The organism is Aminobacter sp. BE322 (assembly GCF_050433525.1).
Taxonomy (GTDB): Bacteria; Pseudomonadota; Alphaproteobacteria; order Rhizobiales; family Rhizobiaceae; genus Aminobacter.
On the sequence record NZ_JBNPXB010000010.1, the window covers coordinates 21,986 to 45,440 of the forward strand.

The 23,455-nt window shown below is 67.0% G+C and carries 16 protein-coding genes; 5 read left to right on the forward strand and 11 right to left on the reverse strand.

Annotated elements, in window-relative coordinates:
* Positions 1-27 precede the first annotated feature (27 nt).
* Positions 28-1,710, reverse strand: a complete 1,683-nt coding sequence (locus J2X50_RS15190) for an electron transfer flavoprotein-ubiquinone oxidoreductase (protein ID WP_429096227.1) — start codon at positions 1,708-1,710, stop codon at positions 28-30.
* 214 nt (positions 1,711-1,924) lie between these two features.
* Between J2X50_RS15190 and J2X50_RS15195 the strand changes: the two genes are divergently transcribed.
* On the forward strand, positions 1,925-2,611 hold the full coding sequence (locus J2X50_RS15195; protein WP_429096229.1) for a hypothetical protein: 687 nt from the start codon (positions 1,925-1,927) through the stop codon (positions 2,609-2,611).
* A 36-nt stretch (positions 2,612-2,647) separates the two neighbouring features.
* Positions 2,648-3,505: a uracil-DNA glycosylase gene (locus J2X50_RS15200; protein WP_429096231.1), complete on the forward strand. Its 858-nt coding sequence runs from the start codon at positions 2,648-2,650 to the stop codon at positions 3,503-3,505.
* Position 3,506: 1 nt separating this feature from the next.
* Here the strand turns inward: J2X50_RS15200 and J2X50_RS15205 are convergent, their stop codons facing one another.
* Positions 3,507-3,908: a hypothetical protein gene (locus J2X50_RS15205; protein WP_429096233.1), complete on the reverse strand. Its 402-nt coding sequence runs from the start codon at positions 3,906-3,908 to the stop codon at positions 3,507-3,509.
* A 144-nt stretch (positions 3,909-4,052) separates the two neighbouring features.
* Here J2X50_RS15205 and J2X50_RS15210 point away from each other — a divergent pair, with 144 nt between their 5' ends.
* Positions 4,053-4,850 carry a helix-turn-helix domain-containing protein gene (locus tag J2X50_RS15210; protein WP_429096235.1) on the forward strand — a complete coding sequence of 266 codons (798 nt, stop codon included), beginning with the start codon at positions 4,053-4,055 and terminating at the stop codon, positions 4,848-4,850.
* On the opposite strand, the gene J2X50_RS15215 is transcribed toward J2X50_RS15210, so the two are convergent.
* Both J2X50_RS15215 and J2X50_RS15220 read right to left on the reverse strand, forming a co-directional pair.
* On the reverse strand, positions 4,851-5,795 hold the full coding sequence (locus tag J2X50_RS15215; protein ID WP_429096237.1) for a DMT family transporter: 945 nt from the start codon (positions 5,793-5,795) through the stop codon (positions 4,851-4,853).
* A complete protein-coding gene (locus J2X50_RS15220; RefSeq protein WP_429096239.1) occupies positions 5,795-8,104 on the reverse strand; it encodes a xanthine dehydrogenase family protein molybdopterin-binding subunit in 2,310 nt (769 codons plus the stop codon). The genes J2X50_RS15215 and J2X50_RS15220 overlap by 1 nt, the downstream gene beginning before the upstream one ends.
* 149 nt (positions 8,105-8,253) lie before the next feature.
* On the opposite strand from J2X50_RS15220, the gene pepN reads away from it, so the two are divergent.
* The gene (pepN, locus tag J2X50_RS15225; RefSeq protein ID WP_429096240.1) at positions 8,254-10,899 is read left to right on the forward strand and encodes an aminopeptidase N; all 2,646 of its coding nucleotides are present in this window, start codon (positions 8,254-8,256) and stop codon (positions 10,897-10,899) included.
* Positions 10,900-11,136: 237 nt separating this feature from the next.
* Entirely contained in the window at positions 11,137-13,470 is a 2,334-nt protein-coding gene (locus J2X50_RS15230) for a PAS domain-containing sensor histidine kinase (RefSeq protein WP_429096241.1), read from the forward strand.
* A 45-nt stretch (positions 13,471-13,515) separates the two neighbouring features.
* Here J2X50_RS15230 and J2X50_RS15235 read toward each other — a convergent pair whose 3' ends face one another.
* From J2X50_RS15235 to J2X50_RS15265, 7 genes are all read right to left on the reverse strand, one after another.
* Positions 13,516-13,971: an EF-hand domain-containing protein gene (locus J2X50_RS15235; protein ID WP_429096242.1), complete on the reverse strand. Its 456-nt coding sequence runs from the start codon at positions 13,969-13,971 to the stop codon at positions 13,516-13,518.
* A 65-nt stretch (positions 13,972-14,036) separates the two neighbouring features.
* Positions 14,037-17,000 carry a bifunctional [glutamine synthetase] adenylyltransferase/[glutamine synthetase]-adenylyl-L-tyrosine phosphorylase gene (locus J2X50_RS15240; protein WP_429096243.1) on the reverse strand — a complete coding sequence of 988 codons (2,964 nt, stop codon included), beginning with the start codon at positions 16,998-17,000 and terminating at the stop codon, positions 14,037-14,039.
* Positions 17,001-18,443 carry an ATP-binding protein gene (locus J2X50_RS15245; RefSeq protein WP_429096244.1) on the reverse strand — a complete coding sequence of 481 codons (1,443 nt, stop codon included), beginning with the start codon at positions 18,441-18,443 and terminating at the stop codon, positions 17,001-17,003. It abuts the gene before it with no gap.
* On the reverse strand, positions 18,443-19,117 hold the full coding sequence (locus J2X50_RS15250; RefSeq protein WP_429096245.1) for a response regulator transcription factor: 675 nt from the start codon (positions 19,115-19,117) through the stop codon (positions 18,443-18,445). The genes J2X50_RS15245 and J2X50_RS15250 overlap by 1 nt, the downstream gene beginning before the upstream one ends.
* Before the next feature lie 232 nt (positions 19,118-19,349).
* Positions 19,350-20,885 carry a Do family serine endopeptidase gene (locus tag J2X50_RS15255; RefSeq protein WP_429096246.1) on the reverse strand — a complete coding sequence of 512 codons (1,536 nt, stop codon included), beginning with the start codon at positions 20,883-20,885 and terminating at the stop codon, positions 19,350-19,352.
* A 107-nt stretch (positions 20,886-20,992) separates the two neighbouring features.
* Positions 20,993-21,460, reverse strand: a complete 468-nt coding sequence (locus J2X50_RS15260; protein WP_429096247.1) for a cytochrome c-type biogenesis protein — start codon at positions 21,458-21,460, stop codon at positions 20,993-20,995.
* Positions 21,460-23,445 (reverse strand): heme lyase CcmF/NrfE family subunit, encoded by a 1,986-nt coding sequence (locus J2X50_RS15265; protein ID WP_429096248.1) that lies wholly within the window; start codon positions 23,443-23,445, stop codon positions 21,460-21,462. The genes J2X50_RS15260 and J2X50_RS15265 overlap by 1 nt, the downstream gene beginning before the upstream one ends.
* Between the last annotated feature and the right edge of the window lie 10 nt (positions 23,446-23,455).

Sequence of the window (23,455 nt, forward strand, 5' to 3'; positions counted from 1 at the left end):
ACGCGGCCGGCCGGCCGCGTCGCCGGATCACATGTTGGGGTAGACCGGCCCCTCGCCGCCCTGCGGCGGCACCCAGTTGATGTTCTGGTTGGGATCCTTGATGTCGCAGGTCTTGCAGTGCACGCAGTTCTGCGCGTTGATGACGAACTTCGCATCGGCATGGCCGGGCTCGCCGGCAATCGCGTTGCCGTCGGCATCGACCCATTCGTAGACGCCGGCCGGGCAGTAGCGCGTCGAGGGGCCGGCGAAGACACCGTATTCCGACGTCTTCTGCAGGCTAGCGTCCTTGACCTGGAGGTGAACCGGCTGGTTCTCCTCGTGGTTGGTGTTGGACAGGAACACCGACGACAGGCGGTCGAAGGTGAGCACGCCGTCGGGCTTGGGGTAGTCGATCTTCTTGTGCTTCGAGGCCGGTTCGAGCGACTGGGCGTCGGTCTTGCCGTGCTTGAGCGTGCCGAAGGGCGAGACGCCGAACAGCGTGTTGAGCCACATGTCGAGGCCGCCGAGGCCGACGCCGAGGATGGTGCCGAAGCGCGACCACAGCGGCTTGACGTTGCGGACCTTCTTCAGGTCCTTGCCGATGTCGGTGGCGCGCCAGGCGGCCTCGTAGGAAGCGAGTTCATCATTGGCGCGGCCGGCGGCAATGGCTTCCGCGACGTGCTCGGCGGCGAGCATGCCCGACAGCACGGCGTTGTGCGAACCCTTGATGCGCGGGACGTTGACCAGGCCGGCCGAGCAGCCCATCAGCACGCCACCGGGGAACGACAGCTTCGGCACCGACTGGTAGCCGCCCTCGGTGATGGCGCGGGCGCCGTAGGACAGGCGCTTGCCGCCCTCGAAGGTGCCGCGGATCGCCGGATGCGTCTTGAAGCGCTGGAATTCCTCGAACGGCGCGAGATAGGGGTTCTTGTAGTTGAGGTGGACGACGAAGCCGACGGCCACCATGTTGTCTTCGAGGTGGTAGAGGAACGAGCCGCCGCCGGTCTTGAAGTCGAGCGGCCAGCCGAACGAGTGCTGGACGAGGCCCGGCTTGTGCTTCTCGGGCGCGACCTGCCACAGTTCCTTGAGGCCGATGCCGAACTTCTGCGGCTCCTTGCCGGAACCGAGATCGTACCTGGCGATCAGCTGCTTGGCGAGCGAGCCGCGCGCGCCCTCGCCGATCAGCACGTACTTGCCCATCAGCGCCATGCCGGGGGCGAAGCCGGGGCCGTGGCTGCCGTCGCGCTCGACGCCCATGTCGCCGGTGTAGACGCCGGTGACGGCACCCTCGTCATTGTAGATGAGGCCGGCGGCAGCGAAGCCCGGATAGATCTCGACGCCGAGCGCCTCGGCCTTGGTGGCCAGCCAGCGGCAGACATTGCCGAGCGAGACGATGTAGTTGCCGTGATTGTTCATCAGCGGCGGCATCAGCAGGTTGGGCAGGCGGAACGAGCCGGCCGGCCCCAGGACGAGGAAATGATCGTCGGTGACGGGGGTCTTGAACGGATGGTCGGGATCCTGGCGCCAGTCGGGCAGCAGGCGGTTGATGCCGATCGGGTCGACCACGGCGCCGGAGAGGATGTGCGCGCCCACCTCGCCGCCCTTTTCGAGCACGACGACGGAGAGATCGGGGTTGACCTGCTTGAGCCGGATCGCCGCTGCCAGGCCCGCCGGCCCAGCGCCGACGATGACAACATCGAATTCCATGCTCTCGCGTTCGACTTCGCTCATCTATCCCTCCGCTTTGGCTCGCCCTGTCCCAAGGGCAGAATTGGCTAAGCGCTGCATAGCGCATCGTTTGGAAACGTCAAACCGGACCATTCAGCACATCGGCCATTCGGACGGGTGAAGCCTTCCAAACACAGCGATTTATATTACGTTAACGTAAAGGTCAAAATATTTAACCTTCCGGCGGTGGGCACAGCCCCTTAGTGTCGATGCGCAGGTGACAGTCATCAGCCAGCCGTCCGTCTCTTTCATGCGCCCCAACGTGCCCAGCAGGACAGGACCGAAGCGCCTCCTCTCCAGACGCCACATCCTGGCCGGGGCTGCCCTCCTTGTTGCGACATGGCTGCACGGCGAAAGTCGCGCTCAGGAGAGCGAGGGCGATCAGAAGGTCTGGAATGCCGGCGCTTACTCGTTCTCCGACGAACTCGGCGGCTTCCGCATCACCTCCGTGTCTGGCACCGGAACTCGGGAGGACCCGATCGTCATCCAGGAAGAGCTCGAATCCTCGTCACCGGTGACGCTGACGATCCGCACGATCAGGCCGATCAGGCCCTTCGACAGTTCCGGCTTCTACGCCAACGGCATCCTGTTCATGCGCATCGAGGCCCTCAACAACAGCGGCCAGGCCTGGGTCGAGTTCGAGTTCGAATTGCAGGAGATCGAGGGCAAGGCGAGCGTCTTCGGCGACGGGCTGTCCTTCGACCAGCGGCGCACCGACAACGTCAACATCTCCTCCGACAACTTCGCCGAATACAGCCGCGACTTCGAACCCTACGACCGGCTGCGCTATACCGACGGCAAGGTGGACCCCCGCGAGGTCGCCGGCTTCAGCTTCCTGGTGACCGACTATACGCCGCGCTGGCGCTTTTATCTGGTGCAGGACCCGCGCATCCCCTCCTCGTGAACTTGCAAATCGGCGCCGCAGCGTCGAAAGTGGGACATGGCCTCCATTTCGGGAAATGTACGTCCGGATCTGCGCGATCTGCTCGCCTTCTATGCGGCGGCGGGCGTGGACGACGCGCTTGCCGATGAGCCGATCGACAGGTTCGCCGAGAGCGCGCAGCGCCAGGCTGTCCCGGAAGCCGCAAGACCGATGCAGGCCGAACCCGGCCGGCCGGACCGGAACATGCCCGAGCGGGCTGCACCGCCGCCACGCCCCGCGGCCGCGGCAGCCGTGCCGGACGAGGCACAGGCCGCTGCCGCGCGCGAACTGGCCGGCAAGGCGGCGACGCTCGACGAGTTGCGGCAGATCATGGAGAGTTTCGAAGGCTGCAACCTCAAGGCCACGGCGAAGAGCATGGTGTTTGCCGACGGCAACCCGGCGGCCAACCTGATGCTGGTGGGCGAGGCCCCGGGCCGCGACGAGGACCTGGAAGGCCTGCCCTTCGTCGGGCGCTCGGGCCAGTTGCTCGACCGCATCCTCGCGGCGATCGGCCTCGACCGGAAGTCGGCCTACATCGCCAACGTCATTCCGTGGCGGCCGCCGGGCAACCGCACGCCGACGCCGCACGAAACCGAGATCTGCCGCCCCTTCATCGAGCGGCAGATCGCGCTGGCCAACCCCAAGGTGCTGGTGACGCTCGGCGGACCGTCGGCAAAGCTGCTCGTCGGGTCGCCCGACGGCATCCTCAGGCTGCGCGGCAACTGGAAGACCCACACGACCGCCCAGGGCACGGTCATTCCGGTGATGCCGACGCTGCATCCCGCCTATCTGCTCAGAAATCCCGCCCACAAGAAGCTTGCGTGGCGGGACTTCCTGGAGGTCAAGGCGAAGCTGCGCGAACTCGGCAGCCTGTAGATCAGGCCACCGCCGCGGCCCCGGCGCGGCGGATCCCGCTAAACTGCAGCCCTGTGAAAACCGCCACGACGAGCGCCTGACCCGCCACGAAGGCAATGCCGAGCGCGTTGGGCGACACCGCGCCGGAAACGAGCAGGGCGAAGCTGCCGATCACCCAGAGCGCGTTGAGGACGACGATGCAGGAGAGGACCTGCTTCGACACCGCGGCGCGGCGCGCCACCACCACCAGCATGGCGACGAAGGGGACCAGCGCCAGACCGGCCCACAGCAGCAACGTTTCCGGCAAGTCGAGCAAGGACGCAAGCAACGGCGCCCCAACGATCGCAAGCAAGCCCGTTGCGCCTGTTGCGAGCGCGTCGACATAAAGGGCGTTGCGGAGGAAGGGCGTGACGGCGACGGACATGAGATGCTCCTGAGGTTCGGTTTCGAGGAGGCTTCGCAACAGCTGCGACTGCCTTCCTGTCACCAACCATCCCACCGCCATTGCGGCATTGCGATTACGTCCGAGGTAATGGAAACGAGAAAACCCTCGCGCTAGGTTGCCGCCATGGACACGAACCCGAACCCCGTAGGCAACCTCATCCGCGAATGGCGCATCAGGCGGCGCATGAGCCAGCTCGACCTCGCGATGGAGGCCGAGATCTCGCAGAGGCACCTGAGCTTCATGGAGAGCGGGCGCTCGCTGCCCTCGCGCGAGATGGTGCTGCGTCTCGCCGAGCGGCTTTCCGTGCCGCTGCGCCAGCGCAACCGGATGCTGCTTGCGGCGGGATATGCGCCGAGCTTCGGCGAACGGCCGCTGGATCACCCCTCGCTGGCGCCGGCGATGGATGCGGTGCGCATGGTGCTCAAGGGGCACGAACCCTATCCGGCGCTCGCCGTCGACCGCCACTGGAACCTGATCGAAGGCAATGCCGCGCTCGCCCTCCTGCTCGCCGGCGTCAAGGACGCCGCGCTGCTGGAGCCGCCAGTGAACGTGCTGAGGCTCAGCCTGCATCCCGGGGGCGTCGCGCCGCGCATCGTCAACCTGCACGAATGGCGGGCGCATCTGATCGAACGCCTGAAGCACCAGAACGACACGGCCGGCGACCCGGTGCTCGCGGCGCTGGAGAAGGAATTGCTCGGCTATCCGGACGGACCGCGGCCGGGACGGCCGGTGCAGGGCGACGCCAACATCATCGCCCATCCGCTCAGGCTGCGCGTCGGCGACGCGGTGCTGTCGTTCATCAGCACCACCACCGTGTTCGGCACGCCGCTGGACGTCACGCTCTCCGAACTCGCCATCGAATCCTTCTTCCCCGCCGACGAGGAGACGGCGGCGCGCCTGAGGGCCCTTGCGGCGGAATAGCTATTGCGGCGGCGCCGCCTTCTTGGCTGCCTTGCGCTCGATGCCGAGGCGCCGCTCGCGCAGGATGATGAAGATGCCGGCGCCGATGACTATGGCGCCACCGACCAGCGTGTGGATGGTCGGCAGGTCGCCGAAGACAATGTAGCCGACGACGATGCCGAGGATCAGCGAGGTGTATTCGAAGGGTGCCACCGTCGACGCCTCGGCGTGCCGGTAGGCCTCGGTCATGAACAGCTGGGCGATGCCGCCGCAGACCCCGCCCGTGACCAGGAGCGCGGTCTGCTGCCACGACAGCGACTGCCAGCCGAAGGGGATGGTCAACAAGGCCATGGCGCTCGCGCTCAGCGAGAACCACAGCACGATCGTGGCGGTGCGTTCGGTGTGGACGAGGTTGCGCACCAGGAGCATGGCGATGGCCGAAAGCGAGGCGCTGACGAGCGCCGCGACGACGCCGATGGCCGCCTTGTCGCCCAGGCCGGCCCCGGAGGTGAACAAGGTGAGCTTGGGCCACGAGACGATGACGACGCCGATAAGGCCGATGGCGACCGCGGTCCAGCGATACATGCGCACGTTCTCGCCGAGGAACAGCGCGCTGAAGACGACGACCAGCAGAGGCTGTGCGTAGTTCAGCGTGATCGCCTCGGGCAGCGGTAGCTGGGTGAGCGCGAAGAAGCCGAAGCCCATGGCCATCACCCCCACAAGTCCGCGCATGATGTGCCCGAACGGCCGCCTGGTGACGAAGGCGGTGCCGAGTTCGCGCCTGAAGGCGAGAAAGACGAGAATCGGAAAGATGGCGAAGAATGACCGGTAGAAGACGATCTGACCGGCCGGCACCTCGCCGGTCGCCTTGATGGCGGTCGACATGCCGACGAAGACGGCGACCGAGACGACCTTGAGGGCGATTCCGACGAGCGGCGACGAAGCGCCCTGACTTCCCTGGTGCATCACTTCTGCCGGGCCGCCTCTATTGCCGCCCAGACGCGCGCCGGGGTCGCCGGCATTTCGATGTGGTCAATCCCGTAAGCCCTGTACAATGCATCCGTCACCGCGTTGAGCGCCGCAGGCGTGGCGCCGATGGTCCCCGCCTCGCCTGCCCCCTTCATGCCCATGGCATTGGTGGTCGAGGGCACGTTGCGCGTCTCGAAATGGAAGGACGGCACGGTGTCGGCGCGCGGCACCGCGTAGTCCATGAAGCTCGCCGTCAGCAGTTGCCCGTCCTCGCCATAGACCGCCTCCTCCGACAGCGCCTGGCCGATGCCCTGGACTACGCCGCCATGCACCTGGCCGGCGAGCAGCAGCGGGTTCACGGTCGCGCCGAAATCGTCGACGATGGTGTAGGCGACGACCTCGGTCGTGCCGGTGTCGGGATCGATCTCGACCTCGCAGATATGGGTGCCGTTGGGATAAGTCGCCTCGTCCTGAACGAACTCGCCCATCGCCTTGATATCGTCGGGATTTTTGGCCGCGGCGTGAAGGCCGGCGAAGGAGATGACGCGGTCGGTGCCGACGATGCGCGCCTCGCCGTTGCCAAGCTCGATGTCAGCGGCGGAGGCCTCCAGCTCGTCGGCGGCGATCTTCCTCAGCTTTTCCGCCAGCGCCTCGCCGGCACGGGAGGCGGAGACGCCGCCGAGCGGGATCGAGCGGGAGCCGCCGGTGCCGCCGCCCTTGGCGAGCTGGTCGGTGTCGCCCTGGTGCACGCTGATGCTGGTCACGTCGAGATCGAGCTTTTCGGCGACGAACTGGGCATAGGCGGTGGCGTGGCCCTGGCCGTTGGACTGAGTGCCGATGAACACCGACACGGTACCGTCGGCGTTGAGCTCGACCCGCGCGGGCTCGGAGCCGGCAAAGGCGCAGGCCTCGATGTAGGTCGCCATGCCGATGCCGCGGATCTTCCCCCGCGACCTGGCCTCGGCGAGCCGATCCGCAAAGCTTGCCCAGCCTGCGCGCTCCATGGAGAGGTCCATGTGCGCCTCGAACTCGCCGACGTCGTAGTTCCTGCCGGTCTGGGTGCGGTAGGGGAACTGCTCGGGGCGGATGAAGTTGCGGCGGCGGATCTCGTCGACCGGGAGCCCGAGTTCGCGGGCGCAGGCATCGACGAGCTTCTCGACCAGAAGTGCGGCCTCCGGACGCCCTGCCCCGCGATAGGCATCGACCGGGCAGGTGTTGGTGTAGACCCCGGTGATCGTCACATCCAGCGCCTCGATGTCGTAGACGCCGGTCGACATGCTGGCGCCGATATGGGCGATGATCGGGCCGTATTGCGAGATGTAGGCGCCGACGTTGGAGATCAGGCCGACGCGCAGGCCGAGGAAGCGGCCGTCCTTGTCCATCGCCATCTCGGCGGTCACGAAATTGTCGCGTCCCTGGGCGTCGGCAAGGAAATGCTCGGTGCGGTCGCCCGCCCATTTCACCGGACGGCCGAGGCGTTTTGCGGCCTCCAGCACCAGGGCGTGCTCGCGGTAGACGAAGGCTTTGGTGCCGAAGCCGCCGCCGACGTCCGGGGTAACGACGCGCAGCTTGTCGGCGCCGATCCCGAACACCTGGCCGGTGAGGATGTTGCGCATCGAGTGCACGCCCTGCGACCCGGTGGTCAGCACGAAGCGGTCCTCGTCCTTTCGCCACTCGCCGATGGCCGAGCGCGGCTCCATGTAGTTGCAGATGAGGCGGTTGTTGACGAACTCGACGCGGGTGACCCGCTCGGCGGCGGCGAAAGCTGCGTCGGCCTTCGCCTTGTCGCCCAGATGATAGGTGAAGGCGCGGTTGGAGCCGAGTTCCGGCCAGACCAGCGGTGCGTCGTCCTCAAGCGCCGTGGCGGTGCCGGCGGCAGCCTCCTCGTCATCGTAGTCGACCTCGATCAGTTCGGCGGCGTCCTGGGCGAGCGCGCGGCTGTCGGCAACCACGAAGGCCACCGCGTCGCCGACATGATGGACCCGGTCGCGGCAGAGGATCGGGATGTCGCGGGTCGGCGCACGGGTGCCGTCGGGCTGCTTCTGCATGACCACCGACTTGAGGTCGCCGAGATGCGCCACGTCGGCGCCGGTCAGCACCAGATGTATGCCGGGCGCCGCGCGAGCCGCATCGAGCGGGCCGATGCTGAAGCTGGCCTTGGCGACCGGCGAGCGCAGCACGTAGCCGTGCAGCTGGCCGGATGGCGAGATGTCGTCGGTGTAGCGGCCCCGGCCGGTGACAAAAGCGCCATCCTCGACGCGCAAAACGGACGCGCCCATCCCGAATTTCGGCGTGACGACAGTCATATCGGCCTCGTGAGGATTGGTGGGGGAAGCGCAGCAAATGTGCGACCCTGAACAGTTTTGCCGAGGGGGCGTTTCGTGTAAAGACCAGCGGCCGCTTATTTTTTCTACCAGGGCGGCGAGCAGAGCGACGACGATAGGAAGGCCACCACATGCGTACCGATACCGGACAGGTGTTTCGCCTCGAGGATTACCGGCCGAGCGACTACCTGATCCCGGCGACCGAGCTCGACTTCAGGCTCGGTGCGGACAGCACGCGCGTCGTGGCGAAGCTGACGATCGAGCGGCGCGCGGGCATCGACAAGCCGGTCCAGCTGGAACTCGACGGCGACGGGCTGACGCTGCGCCGCATCGAGATCGACGGCGAAGCCGTGGACGCCGCCAATTTCGACGCCACGCCGGAGCGGCTGGTCATCTACAATCCGCCGGCCTCAGGCCGCTTCACGCTCTTGATCGAGACCGAACTCGCGCCGTCGCGCAACGAGGCGCTGATGGGGCTCTACCGCTCCAGCAAGGTCTACTGCACCCAGTGCGAGGCCGAGGGCTTCCGCCGCATCACCTATTTCCTCGACAGGCCCGACATCCTGTCGGTCTACAGCGTGCGCATCGAGGCCGAACGCGCCGAGGCGCCGCTGCTGCTCTCCAACGGCAATCCGGTCGAGCGCGGCGATCTCGGCCAGGGCTGGCACTACGCCGTCTGGCACGACCCCTTCCCCAAGCCGTCCTATCTGTTCGCCCTGGTGGCCGGCGACCTCGGCTGCATCAAGGACCGCTTCGTCACAGCCTCCGGCAAGGAGGTCGAACTCGGCATCTATGTCGAGCACGGCAAGGAGAACCAGGCGGGCTACGCCATGGATGCCCTGCGCCGCTCGATGACATGGGACGAGGAGGTGTTCGGCTGCGAATACGACCTCGACGTCTTCAACATCGTCGCCGTGTCCGACTTCAACATGGGCGCGATGGAGAACAAGGGTCTCAACATCTTCAACGACAAGTACGTGCTTGCCGACGAAGAGACCGCGACCGATGTCGACTTCGCCAATATCGAGGCGATCATCGCGCATGAGTATTTCCACAATTGGACAGGCAACAGAATCACTTGCCGCGACTGGTTCCAGCTCTGCCTCAAGGAAGGGCTGACCGTCTTCCGCGACCACGAGTTCTCCGCCGACCAGAGGTCGCGCCCGGTCAAGCGCATCGCCGAGGTGCGTACCCTGCGCGCCCACCAGTTCCCCGAGGACCAGGGGCCGCTCGCCCATCCGGTGCGGCCGCGACGCTACCGCGAGATCAACAACTTCTACACCGCGACCGTCTACGAGAAAGGCTCGGAGGTGGTGCGGATGATCCGCACCGTGCTGGGCACGGAGACGTTCCGGAAGGGCATGGACCTCTATTTCGAGCGTCACGACGGAGACGCGGCGACGATCGAGGATTTCCTCAAGGTATTCGAGGACGTGTCGGGCCGCGACCTGTCGCAGTTCGCGCTCTGGTATCACCAGGCAGGCACGCCCAATCTCAGCGTGACGACCGCGCACAACCCGGCGAGCGCCGAATTCACCATCGAGATCGAGCAGTCGGTGCCGCCGACGCCGTCGGAAAGCCGCAAGCGGCTGATGCACATTCCACTCGCCTTCGGCCTGGTGGGGCCGGACGGCAAGGACATGGCCTACCAGGCCGTGGATGGGGCGACGGTCGAGCACGGCGTCATCCACGTGCGCAAGCGCAGGCACGTGGTGAAGTTCTCGGGCGTGGCGGAGCGGCCGGTGCTGTCGCTCAACCGCGGCTTCTCGGCGCCGATCACGCTGACCGTCGAGCAGCGGCCGGAGGACAAGGCCTTCCTCGCATCCCATGACAGCGATCCGTTCTCGCGCTGGCAGGCATTCAACACGCTGCTCACGGATGCCACCATCGCCGCCTTCAGGAACGTGCTGGGCGGCAAGCAGCCCGAATTTTCCGCCGAGCTTGCCGAACTGGCGGGCCGCATCGCCGGCGACGGCAACCTCGAACACGCCTTCCGCGCGCTGGCACTCGCGCTGCCGGGCGAAGCCGACGTCGCGCGCGAGATCGGCAAGAACATCGATCCCGACGCCATCTTTGCCGGCCGCGAGGCCCTGGCCAGGTCGATCGCCGAGGCGAATAGCGGAATCTTCTCCGGCCTTTACGGCAACTTGCTGACCTCGGGCGCGTTTTCGCCGGACGCGGCCAGCGCCGGCCGGCGCGCATTGCGCAACACGCTGCTCGACTATCTCGCCGTCGGCCCGGACGGCGCGAAGCTCGCCGCGGCGCATTTCACGTCTGCGACCAACATGACCGACCGTGCCGCAGCGCTCACCGTGCTGGTGCACCGCCATGGCGGTTCGGCGGAAGCCACGGAAGCCCTGGCCGAATTCGACAAGCGCCATCGCGGTGATCCGCTGGTGATGGACAAGTGGTTCATGATCCAGGCCACGGCCCCGGGCCCGCAGGCCGTCGACGCCGTCAGGGCGCTGACCCAGCACCCCGCCTTCTCAATCGCCAATCCCAACCGGGTGCGCTCGCTGGTAGGCGGCTTCGCCAGCGCCAACCAGACGGGCTTCCACCGCGCCGACGGCGCCGGCTACACGTTCTTCGCCGACATGGTGCTCACCGTCGAGAAGCGCAATCCCCAGGTGGCCGCGCGGCTGGCCACGGCACTCAGGTCGTGGCGTTCGCTGGAGCCGAAGCGCCAGGCCAAGGCGCGCGCGGCGCTGGTGTCCATGCAGGCCAGGGAAGGCCTTTCGGCCGACCTGCGCGACATCATCGAGCGCACGCTCGCCTGATACGGAGCTTGATCCGGGCCAGGCAAGTCTGCGGGAAAGCGGCAGTCTCCTGCATTCGGGACCGCCGCCGTGGATCGCGCGATACGCAGCGGTCAATTCGGCTGACTTTTAGCCGAATTTTAATCTTTTTCGCTCGCCCCACTGGACAAGGCGAATCGGCTTTGATTCTTTAGTGACGATTCGGAAGTGCGGTGTTGCCGGATCAGCCAAATCAGAACGGGATACGGGGAGCCATTTATGGCCAAGGCGGACGCGTGGGGCGCGCCCGATGAGAATGCTATTGTCCGACGCAGGCAGGCGCGCGGCGCCGGCCTGGCGGGCAATGCACGTCTCATCGCCGAACCCGCCTACCGCCGGCTTTTGGCCGCGGAGCCGTTGCTGCGCCGCTCGATCCCGACGCTGATCGTCATCTTCCTCCTGGTGGTCGCCGGAGCGCGCTTCCTGTCGCTGATGGCGCTGCGCGACGACGTCGAGCAAAACGCCAAGGCCATCCTCACCCTCGCCGCCGCCGACATGGTCAACTCGCTGATGCTGAGCGCGGCCGAAGGCGAAACGTTGGCAGCCGCCGGCCAGCAACTGGTCGAAGGCCCCGAGCGGCAGGGCGCGCTCAGCCGCAGCCACGTGATCGCGCTCACGGACCAGAATTTCCGCGTCATCGCCGTGTCGCCTCAGTCGACCGGCTGGCAGGGACAGTCGCTGGACTCGATCGTCGACGGCGGGCAACCGCTGTTCATGTTCGGCGAGCGCGCCGGCGTGATGTCCGTGCGCATCGGCGGCCAGGACTGGTTCGCCGCCGTGAGCCTGGCCGAGGGCAAGCGGGCCGCCGCCGCCGTGCTGATCGCGCAGGACGCCGTCTTCGCCGACTGGCGCAAGACGCTGTCGCTCAACGTCTCGCTGTTCGTGTTCACGGCCGGCATCCTGTTCATCATCCTCTACGCCTATTTCACGCAAGCCGCCCGCGCGCAGGCGGCAGACGCCATCTACCTCGAGGCGCACCAGCGCATCGACCTCGCCCTGGTGCGCGGCAAATGCGGCCTGTGGGACTGGGACATGGTGCGCGGCAAAATGTACTGGTCGCGCTCGATGTACGAACTGCTGGGCTACGAGGCCTGCGACGCGATGCTGTCGTTCGGCGAGGTCGCCCGCATCATCCATCCCGAGGACGGCGATTTGTTCGAGCTCGCCAACCAGGTGGTGGGGCGCGAGATCGACCACATCGACCGCGTGTTCCGCATGCGCCACGCCGGCGGCCACTGGGTGTGGATGCGCGCCCGCGCCCAGGTGGTCGACCCCGAGGCGCCCGAGATCCAGATGACCGGCATCGCCGTCGACATCACCGAGCAGCGTCACCTGGCGCAGCGCTCTGAGGCGGCTGACCTCAGACTGAGGACGGCTATCGAGAACATCACCGAATCCTTCGTGCTCTGGGACGCAAGCGACCGGCTGGTGATGTGCAATTCCAAGTACCAGCAGGACAACGGGCTCAGCGACCGCGACGTGCTGCCCGGAACGCCGCGCGAGGAGCTCGAGGCGCGCATGGTTGCGTTCATCTCCGAGCGGCGGCTCGCCAACGCCAACGGCCCGCGCGCCGGAGCAACCTACGAAAGGCAGCTCGCGGACGGGCGCTGGCTGCAGGTCAACGAGCTCAAGACCCGCGACGGCGGCATCGTGTCGGTCGGCTCCGACATCACCCAGATCAAGCAGCACCAGGACAAGCTGATGGAGAGCGAGCGCCGGCTGATGGCGACCATCCACGACCTCAGCCTGGCGCGCCGCGCCGAGGAAGACCGTTCGAACGAACTCGTCGACCTCAATCGCAAATACATGAAGGAAACGGAGCGCGCAGAAGCCGCCAATCGCGCCAAGTCGGAATTCCTGGCCAACATGTCCCACGAGCTGAGGACGCCGCTCAACGCCGTCATCGGCTTCTCGGAGCTGATGGAAGGCAAGCTGTTCGGGCCGCTCGGCTCGCCGCGCTACGACGAGTATGCGCGCGACATCAACTCGAGCGGCAAGCACCTGCTCGGCGTCATCAACGACATCCTCGACATGTCGAAGATCGAGGCCGGCCAGTTCTCGATCGACCGCGAGGAGATCGACCTGTGCCCGCTGATCCGCGAGACGGTGCGGGTGGTGTCGCTGCAGGCGACGCAGAAGGCGATCACGCTCGACACCCAGATCGCCGAGCAGATGACGCTGTTCGCCGACCGACGCGCGATCAAGCAGATCGCCATCAACCTGCTTTCCAATGCCGTGAAGTTCACCGGCGAGGGCGGGCGCATCACGGTGCGCGCCCGCAACGCAACCGGCGCCCTGACGCTCAGCATCGAGGACAGCGGTTGCGGCATCCCCAAGCATGCGCTCGCCAAGCTCGGCCGGCCGTTCGAGCAGGTCCAGAACCAGTTCTCGAAGAACCACGAGGGCTCGGGCCTCGGGCTCGCCATCTCGCGTTCGCTCGCCGAACTGCATGGCGGCGCGCTCAAAATCCGCTCCACCGAGGGCGTCGGCACGATCGTCTCGGTCCGCATTCCGGTGCGCAGGGTGCTGCGCCCGATGCAGAAGGCGGCATGAACGAGGTAGTGCCGGCGACCTCGGGGTCGCCGGCACCACGTTCCCTTACTGGCGCATCCGCCAGCGTCCGCCGCCGTCGCGGCTCGGCATCTCGTCCTTGACGATCTTGCCGTCATCGTTGCGGTCGAGCAGGGCAAACAGCTTCTTCTGCCGCGACTCGATCTCCGCGCTGGTCAAGGCACCGTCGCCGTCGGCATCGAAACGCTCGACCATCCGCCGCGCGGCGCGCTCGGCGCGCATGCGCATGATCTGGTCGGCGATCTCCGCCACCGTCATCTTGCCGTCGCCATTGCTGTCGGCATTGGCGAAACGCTGGTTCATCGCGGCGGCGAATTCGTCGAAGGTGACGTCGCCGCTCTTGTCGGCGTCAGCCCGCTCGAGCCGCTGCATCATCTTCATGCCCTGGCCGCGCGGCCCATCCTGGGCGGCTGCGAGGGCCGATGTTCCGGCCGTGCCTGCGAGGGCGAGGAAGGCGATCGCGAGTCTGGTCGATTTGCTCATGGGTCTTCTCCTGTTGCATCGTCACCCCCGATGCGAACCGAAGCGTCAATGGGCCTCCCTGGGCATCATTTGCGCTTCGCGCGTAGCAAGCGGTCGAAATGCGTCCTGACCGTTTGCGACGTCTCCTTGAGATGCGCCTCCAGCACGCCGAAATCGGGCAGGTCGGTCACCGCGAGCAGCAGGTCCGACAGCCCCGGCGGGACGTCGGCGCGTTCGAACGCGCCGGTGAGGCACAGTCTCGTCATTTGAGTGATGGCCGAATAGAGGCCGTAGGCGGCAACCAGGTCCTCGCGCAGCTGGGGGCTGGCGAAGCTCGGCGCCAGCCGGTGCAGCACCTCGGCCGTGGCGGTCGATTGCCCTTCGCCTTCGAGGCCGCCGGTGAGGGCCGCCACCTGGGCGATGAACTCCAGGTCGATCAGGCCGCCCGGGATCAGCTTGATGTCCCACAGGTCGTGTGGGGGTTTTTCGTCCTCGATCAGCTGGCGCATGTCCCGCGCCTCGGCGGCGACCTTGGCTGCGTCGCGCGGCAGCGCGATGACGGCCGTGACCTCCGCCTCGACCTGGTCGCAGAGCGAGGGGTCGCCGGCGATCGGGCGGGCGCGTGTCAGCGCCATGTGCTCCCAGGTCCACGCCTCGCCGCGCTGGTACTTGCTGAACGCGTCGATGTGGGTGGCCACCGGGCCCTTGTTGCCCGAGGGGCGCAGCCTGAGGTCGAGCTCGTAGAGCACGCCCTCGGCGGTCGGCGCGGAAACGGCCGCGATCAGCCGCTGGGTCATGCGGGTGTAGTAGTGCGACGGGGCAAGCGGCTTGTCGCCGTCGGATTCCTCGGCGTGGGCGTCGTGGTCGTAGAGCAGGATGAGGTCGACGTCGGAGCCGGCGGTGAGTTCCCGGCTGCCGAGCTTGCCCATGCCTAAGATGGCGACGCGGCCGCCGGGCACGCTGCCGTGACGCCGGGCGAACTCCGACTGGACCGCGTCGAGGGCCGCGCCGACGGTCAGGTCGGCAAGGTCGGAGAATGCCTTGCCGGCGCGCGCCGGTTCGATGGCGCCGGCAAGCAGCCGCACGCCGATCAGAAACTTCTGTTCGGCGGCAAAGATGCGCAGCCGGTCGAGCACCTCCTCGTAGAGCGAAGTGCTTTCGAGAAAGGCCGCGAGACGCGCGGCGAGATAGGCGCGGTCGGGCAGTTCCGACAGCAATGCCGGATCGAGCAGGCCGTCGAAGACATGCGGCCGGCGGGTAATGATGCCGGCGAGCCGGGGTGCGGCACCCATGATGGTGGCCATGAGCTTGAGCAGCGCCGGGTTGGACTGGAGCAGCGAGAACAGCTGGATGCCCGCCGGCAGTCCGGCCAGGAACTCGTCGAAGCGCATCAGCGCCTCGTCGGCCCTCCGCGTCTTGCCGAAGGCCTCGAGCAGCGCCGGGGTCAGCTCCGTCAGCCGTTCGCGCGCCTCGGCCGACTGGGTCGCGCGATAGCGGCCGAAATGCCAGGTGCGAATGACCCTGCAGATGTCGCTGGGGCGCTGGAAGCCCAGCTGCCGCAGCGTGTGCAGCGTGTCCGGATCGTCGACGTCGCCGGTGAAGACCAGATTGCCGATGCCGGAGGAAAGCTCGGGCGCGGCTTCGAACAGGGCCGCATAGTGGCGCTCCACTTCCTGGAGCGATGCACGGAACACCTTGGAAAAGGCGCCGGCATCGGCAAATCCGAGCATGTGAGCGATGCGGGCCAGGCCCTCGTCGTCTTCGGGCAGCATGTGCGTCTGCTCGTCGGCCACCATCTGGATGGCGTGCTCGACGCGGCGCAGGAACCAGTACTGGCGTTCGAGCGCGTCGCGCGCCTCGGCGGTGATCCAGCCGCGGACGGCGAGTTGGTCGAGCATCGGCACGGTGGCACGCCCGCGCAGCTCCGGAAAGCGGCCGCCGGCGATCAGCTGCTGGGTCTGGACGAAGAACTCGATCTCGCGGATGCCGCCGCGGCCGAGCTTGACGTTGTGCCCCTTCACCGCGACCTCGCCATGGCCCTTGTGGGCATGGATCTGGCGCTTGATGGAATGCACGTCGGCGATGGCGGCGTAATCCAGGTATTTGCGCCAGACGTAGGGACGAAGCTCCTTGAGGAAGGCCTCGCCGGCCGCGATGTCGCCGGCCACCGGCCGCGCCTTGATCATCGCCGCCCGCTCCCAGTTCTGGCCGCGGCTCTCGTAATAGTGCAGGGCGGCGTGGATCGAGATCGCCAGGGGGGTGGAGCCCGGGTCGGGGCGCAGCCTGAGGTCGGTGCGGAAGACGTAACCGTGCTCGGTGCGGTCCTGCAGGATGCGCACGAGACGGCGGGTCAGGCGTGAGAAGAGGTCCGTCGCCTCGTGCGGATCGGCGACGGCCGGGGCCTCCGGGTCGAAGAAGACGACAAGGTCGATGTCGGACGAGAAGTTCAGCTCGCGCGCGCCGAGCTTGCCCATGCCAAGGATGATCCAGCCGGAACCTGCGGCGGGCACCTCGGGATCGGGCAGACGCAGCTTGCCCTGGCGGTGCGCGTCGCGGAGCAGGAAATCGATCGCAGCGCCGGTGCAGAGATCGGCGAGGCTGCTCAACCTGCGGACCGTCTCCGACGCGTCGGCCTCGCCGGCGAGATCCGCCAGGGCGATGAGGAAATGCGCTTCCGACTTCAACTTGCGCAGGCGCATCATCAGGATGGCTTCGGTGACGTCCGCCTCGCGCGGTGCGGCCGCTATGGCCTCGCCGATCGAGCGCAGACGCTCGTCGACGGATTGATCGAACAGGCGGTCGAGCATTTCCGGCTGCCGGCGCGCGCTGTCGCGCATGAATTCGGAAAGATCGAGCACCGCCGCGAGAAAACGCTGGGCCGCCCCCCGGCCCTTGAGGAAGGCAACGAGGCGACCGAGACCGGCCTCCCCGGCATGGCCGGCGAGTTCCGCAAGGTTGCTCGCGCCTGCCTCGGCATCCAGCGGCGTCAGCTCTATCCTGGGCGCCAGGCGCCATTCCTGAGCTGTCTTGGTCGCGGCCGGGCTCTTCATCTATTCGTCCTTGGATCCGGGAAAGGCCATCTGGACGGATAATCCGGGATTGGCGGGCAAAAGATCAAGCCGGCCCTTGTGAAAGTCCATCACCGCCTTGGCGAGGCTGAGGCCCAGCCCGGAGCCCGGCTGCGAGCGGCTCTGCTCCAGGCGCACGAAGCGCTCGGTGGCGCGCTGCCGGTCGCCTTCGTCGGGAATGCCGATGCCGTTGTCCGACACCGTGACGCGGATCTCGCCGTCACGGCGTTCGACGGAGACCGCGACGGCAGGTTTCTCGGCCGCGCCGGCGGAATATTTGAGCGCGTTGTCGACGATGTTCGAAAGTGCCTGGGCGATCAGCTCGCGATTGCCGCCGACCACGAACTCGCCCGACGCCTCGCCGGAGAAGGCGACGCCCAGTTCCTCTGCCACGGGCTCGTAAAGATCGACGACGTCGCGGACGACCGGCCCCAGATCGACTTTTGCCAGCGGCTCGGCCGAATAGCCCGCCTCCAGACGCGAGATCATCAGGATGGCATTGAAGGTGCGGATCAGCTGATCCGACTCGGCGATGGTGACATCCAGGGCCTCGCGGTAGTCGGCACCGCTCTTCTTGCCCGAGAGTGCCGCCTCCGCGCGATTGCGCAGGCGGGTCAGCGGCGTCTTGAGGTCATGGGCGATGTTGTCGGAGACCTGCTTCAGCCCTTCGTTGAGATGGGCGATGCGGGCCAGCATGGCGTTGAGATTTTCCGACAGGCGGTCGAACTCGTCGCCGGCACCGGTGACCGGCAGCCGGCCGCTCAGATCGCCGCCCATGATGCGGCGGCTCGCCTCGGACACGTCGTCGATGCGCTTGAGCGCGCGCCGGCCGACGAAATACCAGATCAGCAGGCCGCCGACCGCCATCATGCCCAACGCCACCATCAGCGAGCGCTGCACGACGCTGCGGAAACGCTCGGGTTCGCCGAGATCGCGGCCGACCATGAGGATCATCTGGTTGGGCAGCCGCAGCACGACCGCGATCGCGTTGTGGCCGACCGCGGAAACGGCAACTCCTTGCTCGTCGGACGCCCCCTCGCCGCGCCGGATCTCGCCGTAGCGCTCGTAGGAAAACGGCAGCTCGGTCCAGCCGTCGCGTTCGAGCACGCCCGGCTGGATGCTCTGGACGTTGCCCGACAGGATGCGGCCGTTCGGGTCGGCGAGGAGATAGAGGTTGGCGCCGGGCTGGCGGGAGCGCTGGCCCACGACCCGCACCAGCACCGGGATGCCGCCGCGCTGATAGGCTCCGGCGAGGCCCAGCACCTCCTCGTTGACGGTCTCCCTGGTCTGCGCCAGCAGCATGCGCGCCGACAGCGACGTCATATAGAAGACGAGGAGGATGGCGCAGAGGGCGAACAGCAGCAGGTAGAGCGCCGAGAGGCGCGCCGCGGTCGTCTTCATGATGGCCGGCAGCCCGAGCCCCATCAGCCTGCCTTGAGCATGTAGCCGGCGCCGCGGATCGTGTGCAGGATCGGCTTGTCGAAACCCTTCTCGATCTTGCCGCGGAGCCGCGACACGTGGACGTCGATGACGTTGGTCTGCGGGTCGAAGTGATAGTCCCAGACGTTCTCCAGCAGCATCGTGCGGGTGACCACCTGGCCGGCGTGGCGCATCAGGTACTCGAGCAGGCGAAACTCGCGCGGCTGCAGCGTGATCTCGTGGCCGGCGCGCCGGACCGAATGGCCCAGCCTGTCGAGCTCCAGGTCGCCGACACGGTAGACCGTCTCGGATTCGCGCGCCGGGGCGCGCCGGTTGAGCACTTCGACGCGGGCGAGAAGCTCGGAAAAGGCGTAGGGCTTGGTCAGGTAGTCGTCGCCGCCTGCCCTGAGGCCTGTGACGCGATCGTCCACCTCGCCAAGGGCGGAGAGAATCAGGACGGGGGTGGTGTTGCCGCGCGAGCGCAGCCCGGCGATGACCGACAGCCCGTCGCGCCTGGGCAGCATGCGATCCACGACCATGACGTCGTATTCGCCGGCGTCCGCCAGGGCAAATCCGGAGTCGCCGTCGCCGGCGACATGCGCAGTGTGGCCGGCTTCGCCGAAGGCCTTCTGCAGGTAGTCGGCAGCCTCGCGGTCGTCTTCGATGACGAGAATCTTCATGGCGCCGTTATACGCGATTTTGTCTGAGAGCAGAGGCAGCATGTTGTGCCTTCCAGGTCCTGGGGCGGCGCCGACCGATAGGTTCGGCGCATCGCCGCAAGCGGCAGCGGGAGACAGATCCCGCTGCCGCTGGAGCCGTTTCGACGAGTGACAGACGATCCGGCCCCGCCGCTCCCGCCACTTCAACTCGGGGGTGAGAAAGCCGAGCGGCGGGAGGGTTCAGCTCTGTCGATCAGCCCTGGTTGACCGGGAGCGCGACGAAGCGGTTGGAATTGTCCCGGCTGATCTGGAAGAGGACGGCCTTGCGGCCGGCCTTCTCAGCCTGGTCGAGCACCTTGGTCACGTCGCCCGGCGCGTTGACTTCCACCGAGTTCACCGTGGTGATGACGTCGCCGGCCTGGATGCCGCGATCGGCCGCGTCGCTGGAGGGGTCGACGTCGGTGACCACGAGGCCCTTGCCGTCCTCGGAACGGGTGACCGTCAGGCCGAGATCGGCGAGCGAGCTGGGTTCGCGGGCGTCGGCGGGCTCATCGGCCGCGGCACGCTTCTCGGCTCCGGGGATCTCGCCGAGGCCGACCTTGAACGACTGGGCCTTGCCGTCGCGCCAGACGGTGACGTCCACCGACTTGCCGGGCGCGATGCCTGCGACCAGCCTCGACAGTTCCTTGGGCGAGGCGACTTCCTTGCCGTCCACCGCGGTGATGATGTCGCCCGCGGCGATGCCCGCCTTCTTGGCCGGGCCGTCGTCCTGGGCGCTGGCGACGATCGCACCCTTTTCGCTCGTCAGCCCGAGCGACTCGGCGATGTCCTTGGTCACCGGCTGGATCTCGACGCCGAGCCAGCCGCGCTGGACGCTGCCGTTCTTCATCAGGTCCTGCACCACCTGCTTGGCGGTCGAGGCCGGGATGGCGAAGGCGATGCCGACATTGCCGCCCGAAGGCGAGAAGATCGCGGTGTTGATGCCGACGACCTCGCCGTTGAGGTTGAAGGCTGGACCGCCGGAATTGCCCCGGTTCACCGCCGCGTCGATCTGGATGAAGTCGTCATAGGGGCCGGCGCCGATGTCGCGGCCGCGCGCCGAGACGATGCCGGCAGTGACGGTGCCGCCGAGGCCGAACGGATTGCCGACGGCGACGACCCAGTCGCCGACCCGCACCTTGGAATCGTCGGCGAAACCGACATAGGTGAACTTGGTGTCGGCATCGACCTTGAGGACCGCCAGATCGGTACGCGGATCGGTGCCGATGAGCTTGGCGTCGTATTCCTTGCCGTCGTCGCTGACGATGGTGTAGGCGCTGCCGCCTTCGACGACGTGGTTGTTGGTGACGACATAGCCGTCAGCGGAGATGAAGAAGCCCGACCCCTGGGCAACGGGGCGCGGGCGCGCATCGCGCCCACGGTTGGGACGGTTGAATTGCGGGCCGCGGTTGTTGTCGCCCTCTTCGCCGAACTGGCGGAAGAAACGCTTGAGCGGATGATCTTCAGGGAGGTTTTCGAAGTCGCGCTGGTCGAAGAACGGCGACCCGCCGCGGTCGGCGACGGGGTTGACCTTGGCCTTGACCTGCACGCTGACGACGGCCGGCGAAACCTGGTCGACCACATCGGCGAAACCGGGAGCCTGGGCCGACTCGACGCGCACCGCCTGGGCAAAGACGGGAACCGTGCCGCCGGCTACGGCGCCCAGACCGACCGCACCGGCAAGGGCAACGGACGCAGCTGCCGCCAGAAGGCGCTTGCGCGAACGCGAATGGGAGGTGGGGGTGCTCATCTTCTCTGATCCTCTTGAAGGGATGCCCGAAACATCCGGTGCTCAAGAGATAGAGAGGCTCACATTACCGCGCCATTTCCGAAGGATGAAACTTTCGTAATGTTGGCTCAGCCGTCCCTGTGCAGGATCGAATCGAGCTGCTTCTCCTCTTCGCTGCTCAATGCGGCCGGCTCCTGCCTGCGGCGCGACCTGGCCGAGAAGAAGATGAAGGCGCCACCGCCGGCCAGAAGCAGGATGGGCGCGCCCCAGAGCAAAGCATTGCGCAGGTTGAACCGCGGCTTGAGCAGCACGAACTCGCCGTAGCGCGCGACGATGAAGTCGACCGCCTGGGCGTCGCTGTCGCCGGCCACCAGGCGCTCCCGAACCAGCACCCGCAAATCGGCGGCAAGTTCGGCGTCGGAATCGTCGATCGACTGGTTCTGGCACACCAAGCAGCGCAGTTCGGCGGAAATGGCGCGGGCCCGCGCCTCGAGAACCGGGTCCGCGAGCATCTCGCTCGGCTTGACCGCCAGGGCGGTGCCGGCGAACAGGAGGACGGCGAGGAAAGCCGCCGTCGATGTCAGCTTCGTCTTCATCACGAGACCGCGCCAACCTTGGCGACTGCGGACCTGCGCCGCGCCGGCGCCCCGACGCGCAGGCGCCGGTCCATCAGCGAAACCGTGCCGCCCGCCATCATGAACAGCGGCCCGACCCAGATCAAGAGGACCATCGGCTTCCACCACAGACGCACGACCACCAATCCGTCTGGAGAGGTATCTCCGAGCGAGATGTAAATCTGGCTGAGCCACATCGTCCTGATGCCGGCTTCGGTCGTCGGCATCTGGCGCGCAGGGTAGAAGCGCTTGGCGGATACGATCTCGGCGACGGCCTTGCCGTCAGCATCGAGCAGGGAGAACCGCCCCTGGTCTTCGGTGTAATTCGGGCCACGTGCGGGCTGGAGCCCTTCGAAACGCAGGCTCTTGCCGGCGATCTCGACGACCTGCCCCTGCTTCATCACCAGGATGGCTTCGCTCTGGAAGGCGATGACACCGACGATACCCAGCAGGGTCAGGCCGAGGCCGAGATGAGCCAGCGCCGTGCCGAACACCGAGCGCGGCAGGCCGATCAGACGGCGTACGGCCACCGCCGGGGCCACCGAGCCGACGCCAGACTTGAGGGCAAGGTCGGTGAGCGCACCAAGCACGAGCCAGGTGGCAAGTCCCGCGCCGAGAGCGGCGAAGACCGAAGTTCCGTCGACGAACAGCAGCGCAGCCAGCACCACCAGCAACGCCCCGCCGAAGGCGAACATCAGCCGTTGCGCGACGGCCGCCACGTCGCCCCGCTTCCACGCCAGCAGCGGCCCGAATGGCACGATCGCCAGGAGCGGCAGCATCACCGGGCCGAAGGTCAGGTTGAAGAACGGTTCGCCGACCGAGATCTTTTCGCCGAACAGCGCCTCGACGACGAGCGGGTAGAGCGTACCGATGAGCACGGTCGCCGTCGCCGTCGTCAGGAACAGGTTGTTCAGGACCAGGGCGCCTTCGCGCGAGATCGGGTGGAAGAGGCCGCCGGCGGTCAGCGAAGAGGCGCGCAACGCGAAAAGCGTCAGCGAGCCGCCGATGAAGAAGGTCAGGATGCCGAGGATGAAGACGCCGCGGCTGGGGTCGCTGGCGAAGGCGTGGACCGAGGTGAGCACGCCCGACCGCACCAGGAAGGTGCCGAGCAGGGAAAGCGAGAAGGTCAGGATCGCGAGCAGCAGGGTCCAGATCTTCAGCGCCGACCGCTTCTCCATCACGATCGCCGAATGCAGCAGAGCCGTGCCCGCGAGCCAGGGCATGAAGGAGGCGTTCTCGACCGGATCCCAGAACCAGAACCCGCCCCAGCCGAGTTCGTAATAGGCCCAGTAGGATCCCATCACGATGCCGCCGGTCAGGAATACCCAGGCGGCCAGCGTCCAGGGCCTAACCCACCTCGCCCAGGCGGCGTCGATGCGGCCTTCGATAAGCGCCGCGACGGCGAAGGAGAAGCAGACCGAAAAGCCGACATAGCCGAGATAGAGCAACGGCGGATGCACCGCGAGGCCGATGTCCTGGAGAATGGGATTGAGGTCCCGGCCCTCGATCGGCGCCGGGATCAGCCGCCGGAACGGATTGGAGGTGATGACGATGAAGAGCAGGAAGGCGGTCGCGATCCAGCCCTGCACCGCGAGCACGTTGGCCCTGAGGGTGGCGGGAAGATTGCCGCCGAAGACGGCGACCATCGCGCTGAACATGGCCAGGATCATGATCCACAGCAGCATGGAGCCTTCATGATTTCCCCAGGTGCCGGTGATCTTGAAGAGCAGCGGCTTCAGCGAATGGGAGTTCTCCCAGACGTTCACTACGGAGAAGTCCGACTTCACGTAGGCCATCGTCAGGGCGGTGAACGACAGGGCGATCAGCGCCAGCGTGGTGATGGCCGCCGGACCGCCCACCGCCATCAGCCTAGCGTCGCCGGTGCGTGCGCCAACCATGGGAACCACCGACTGCACGACCGAAAGGACGAGAGCCAGGATGAGTGCAAAATGACCGATCTCGACCATGTCGATGCCG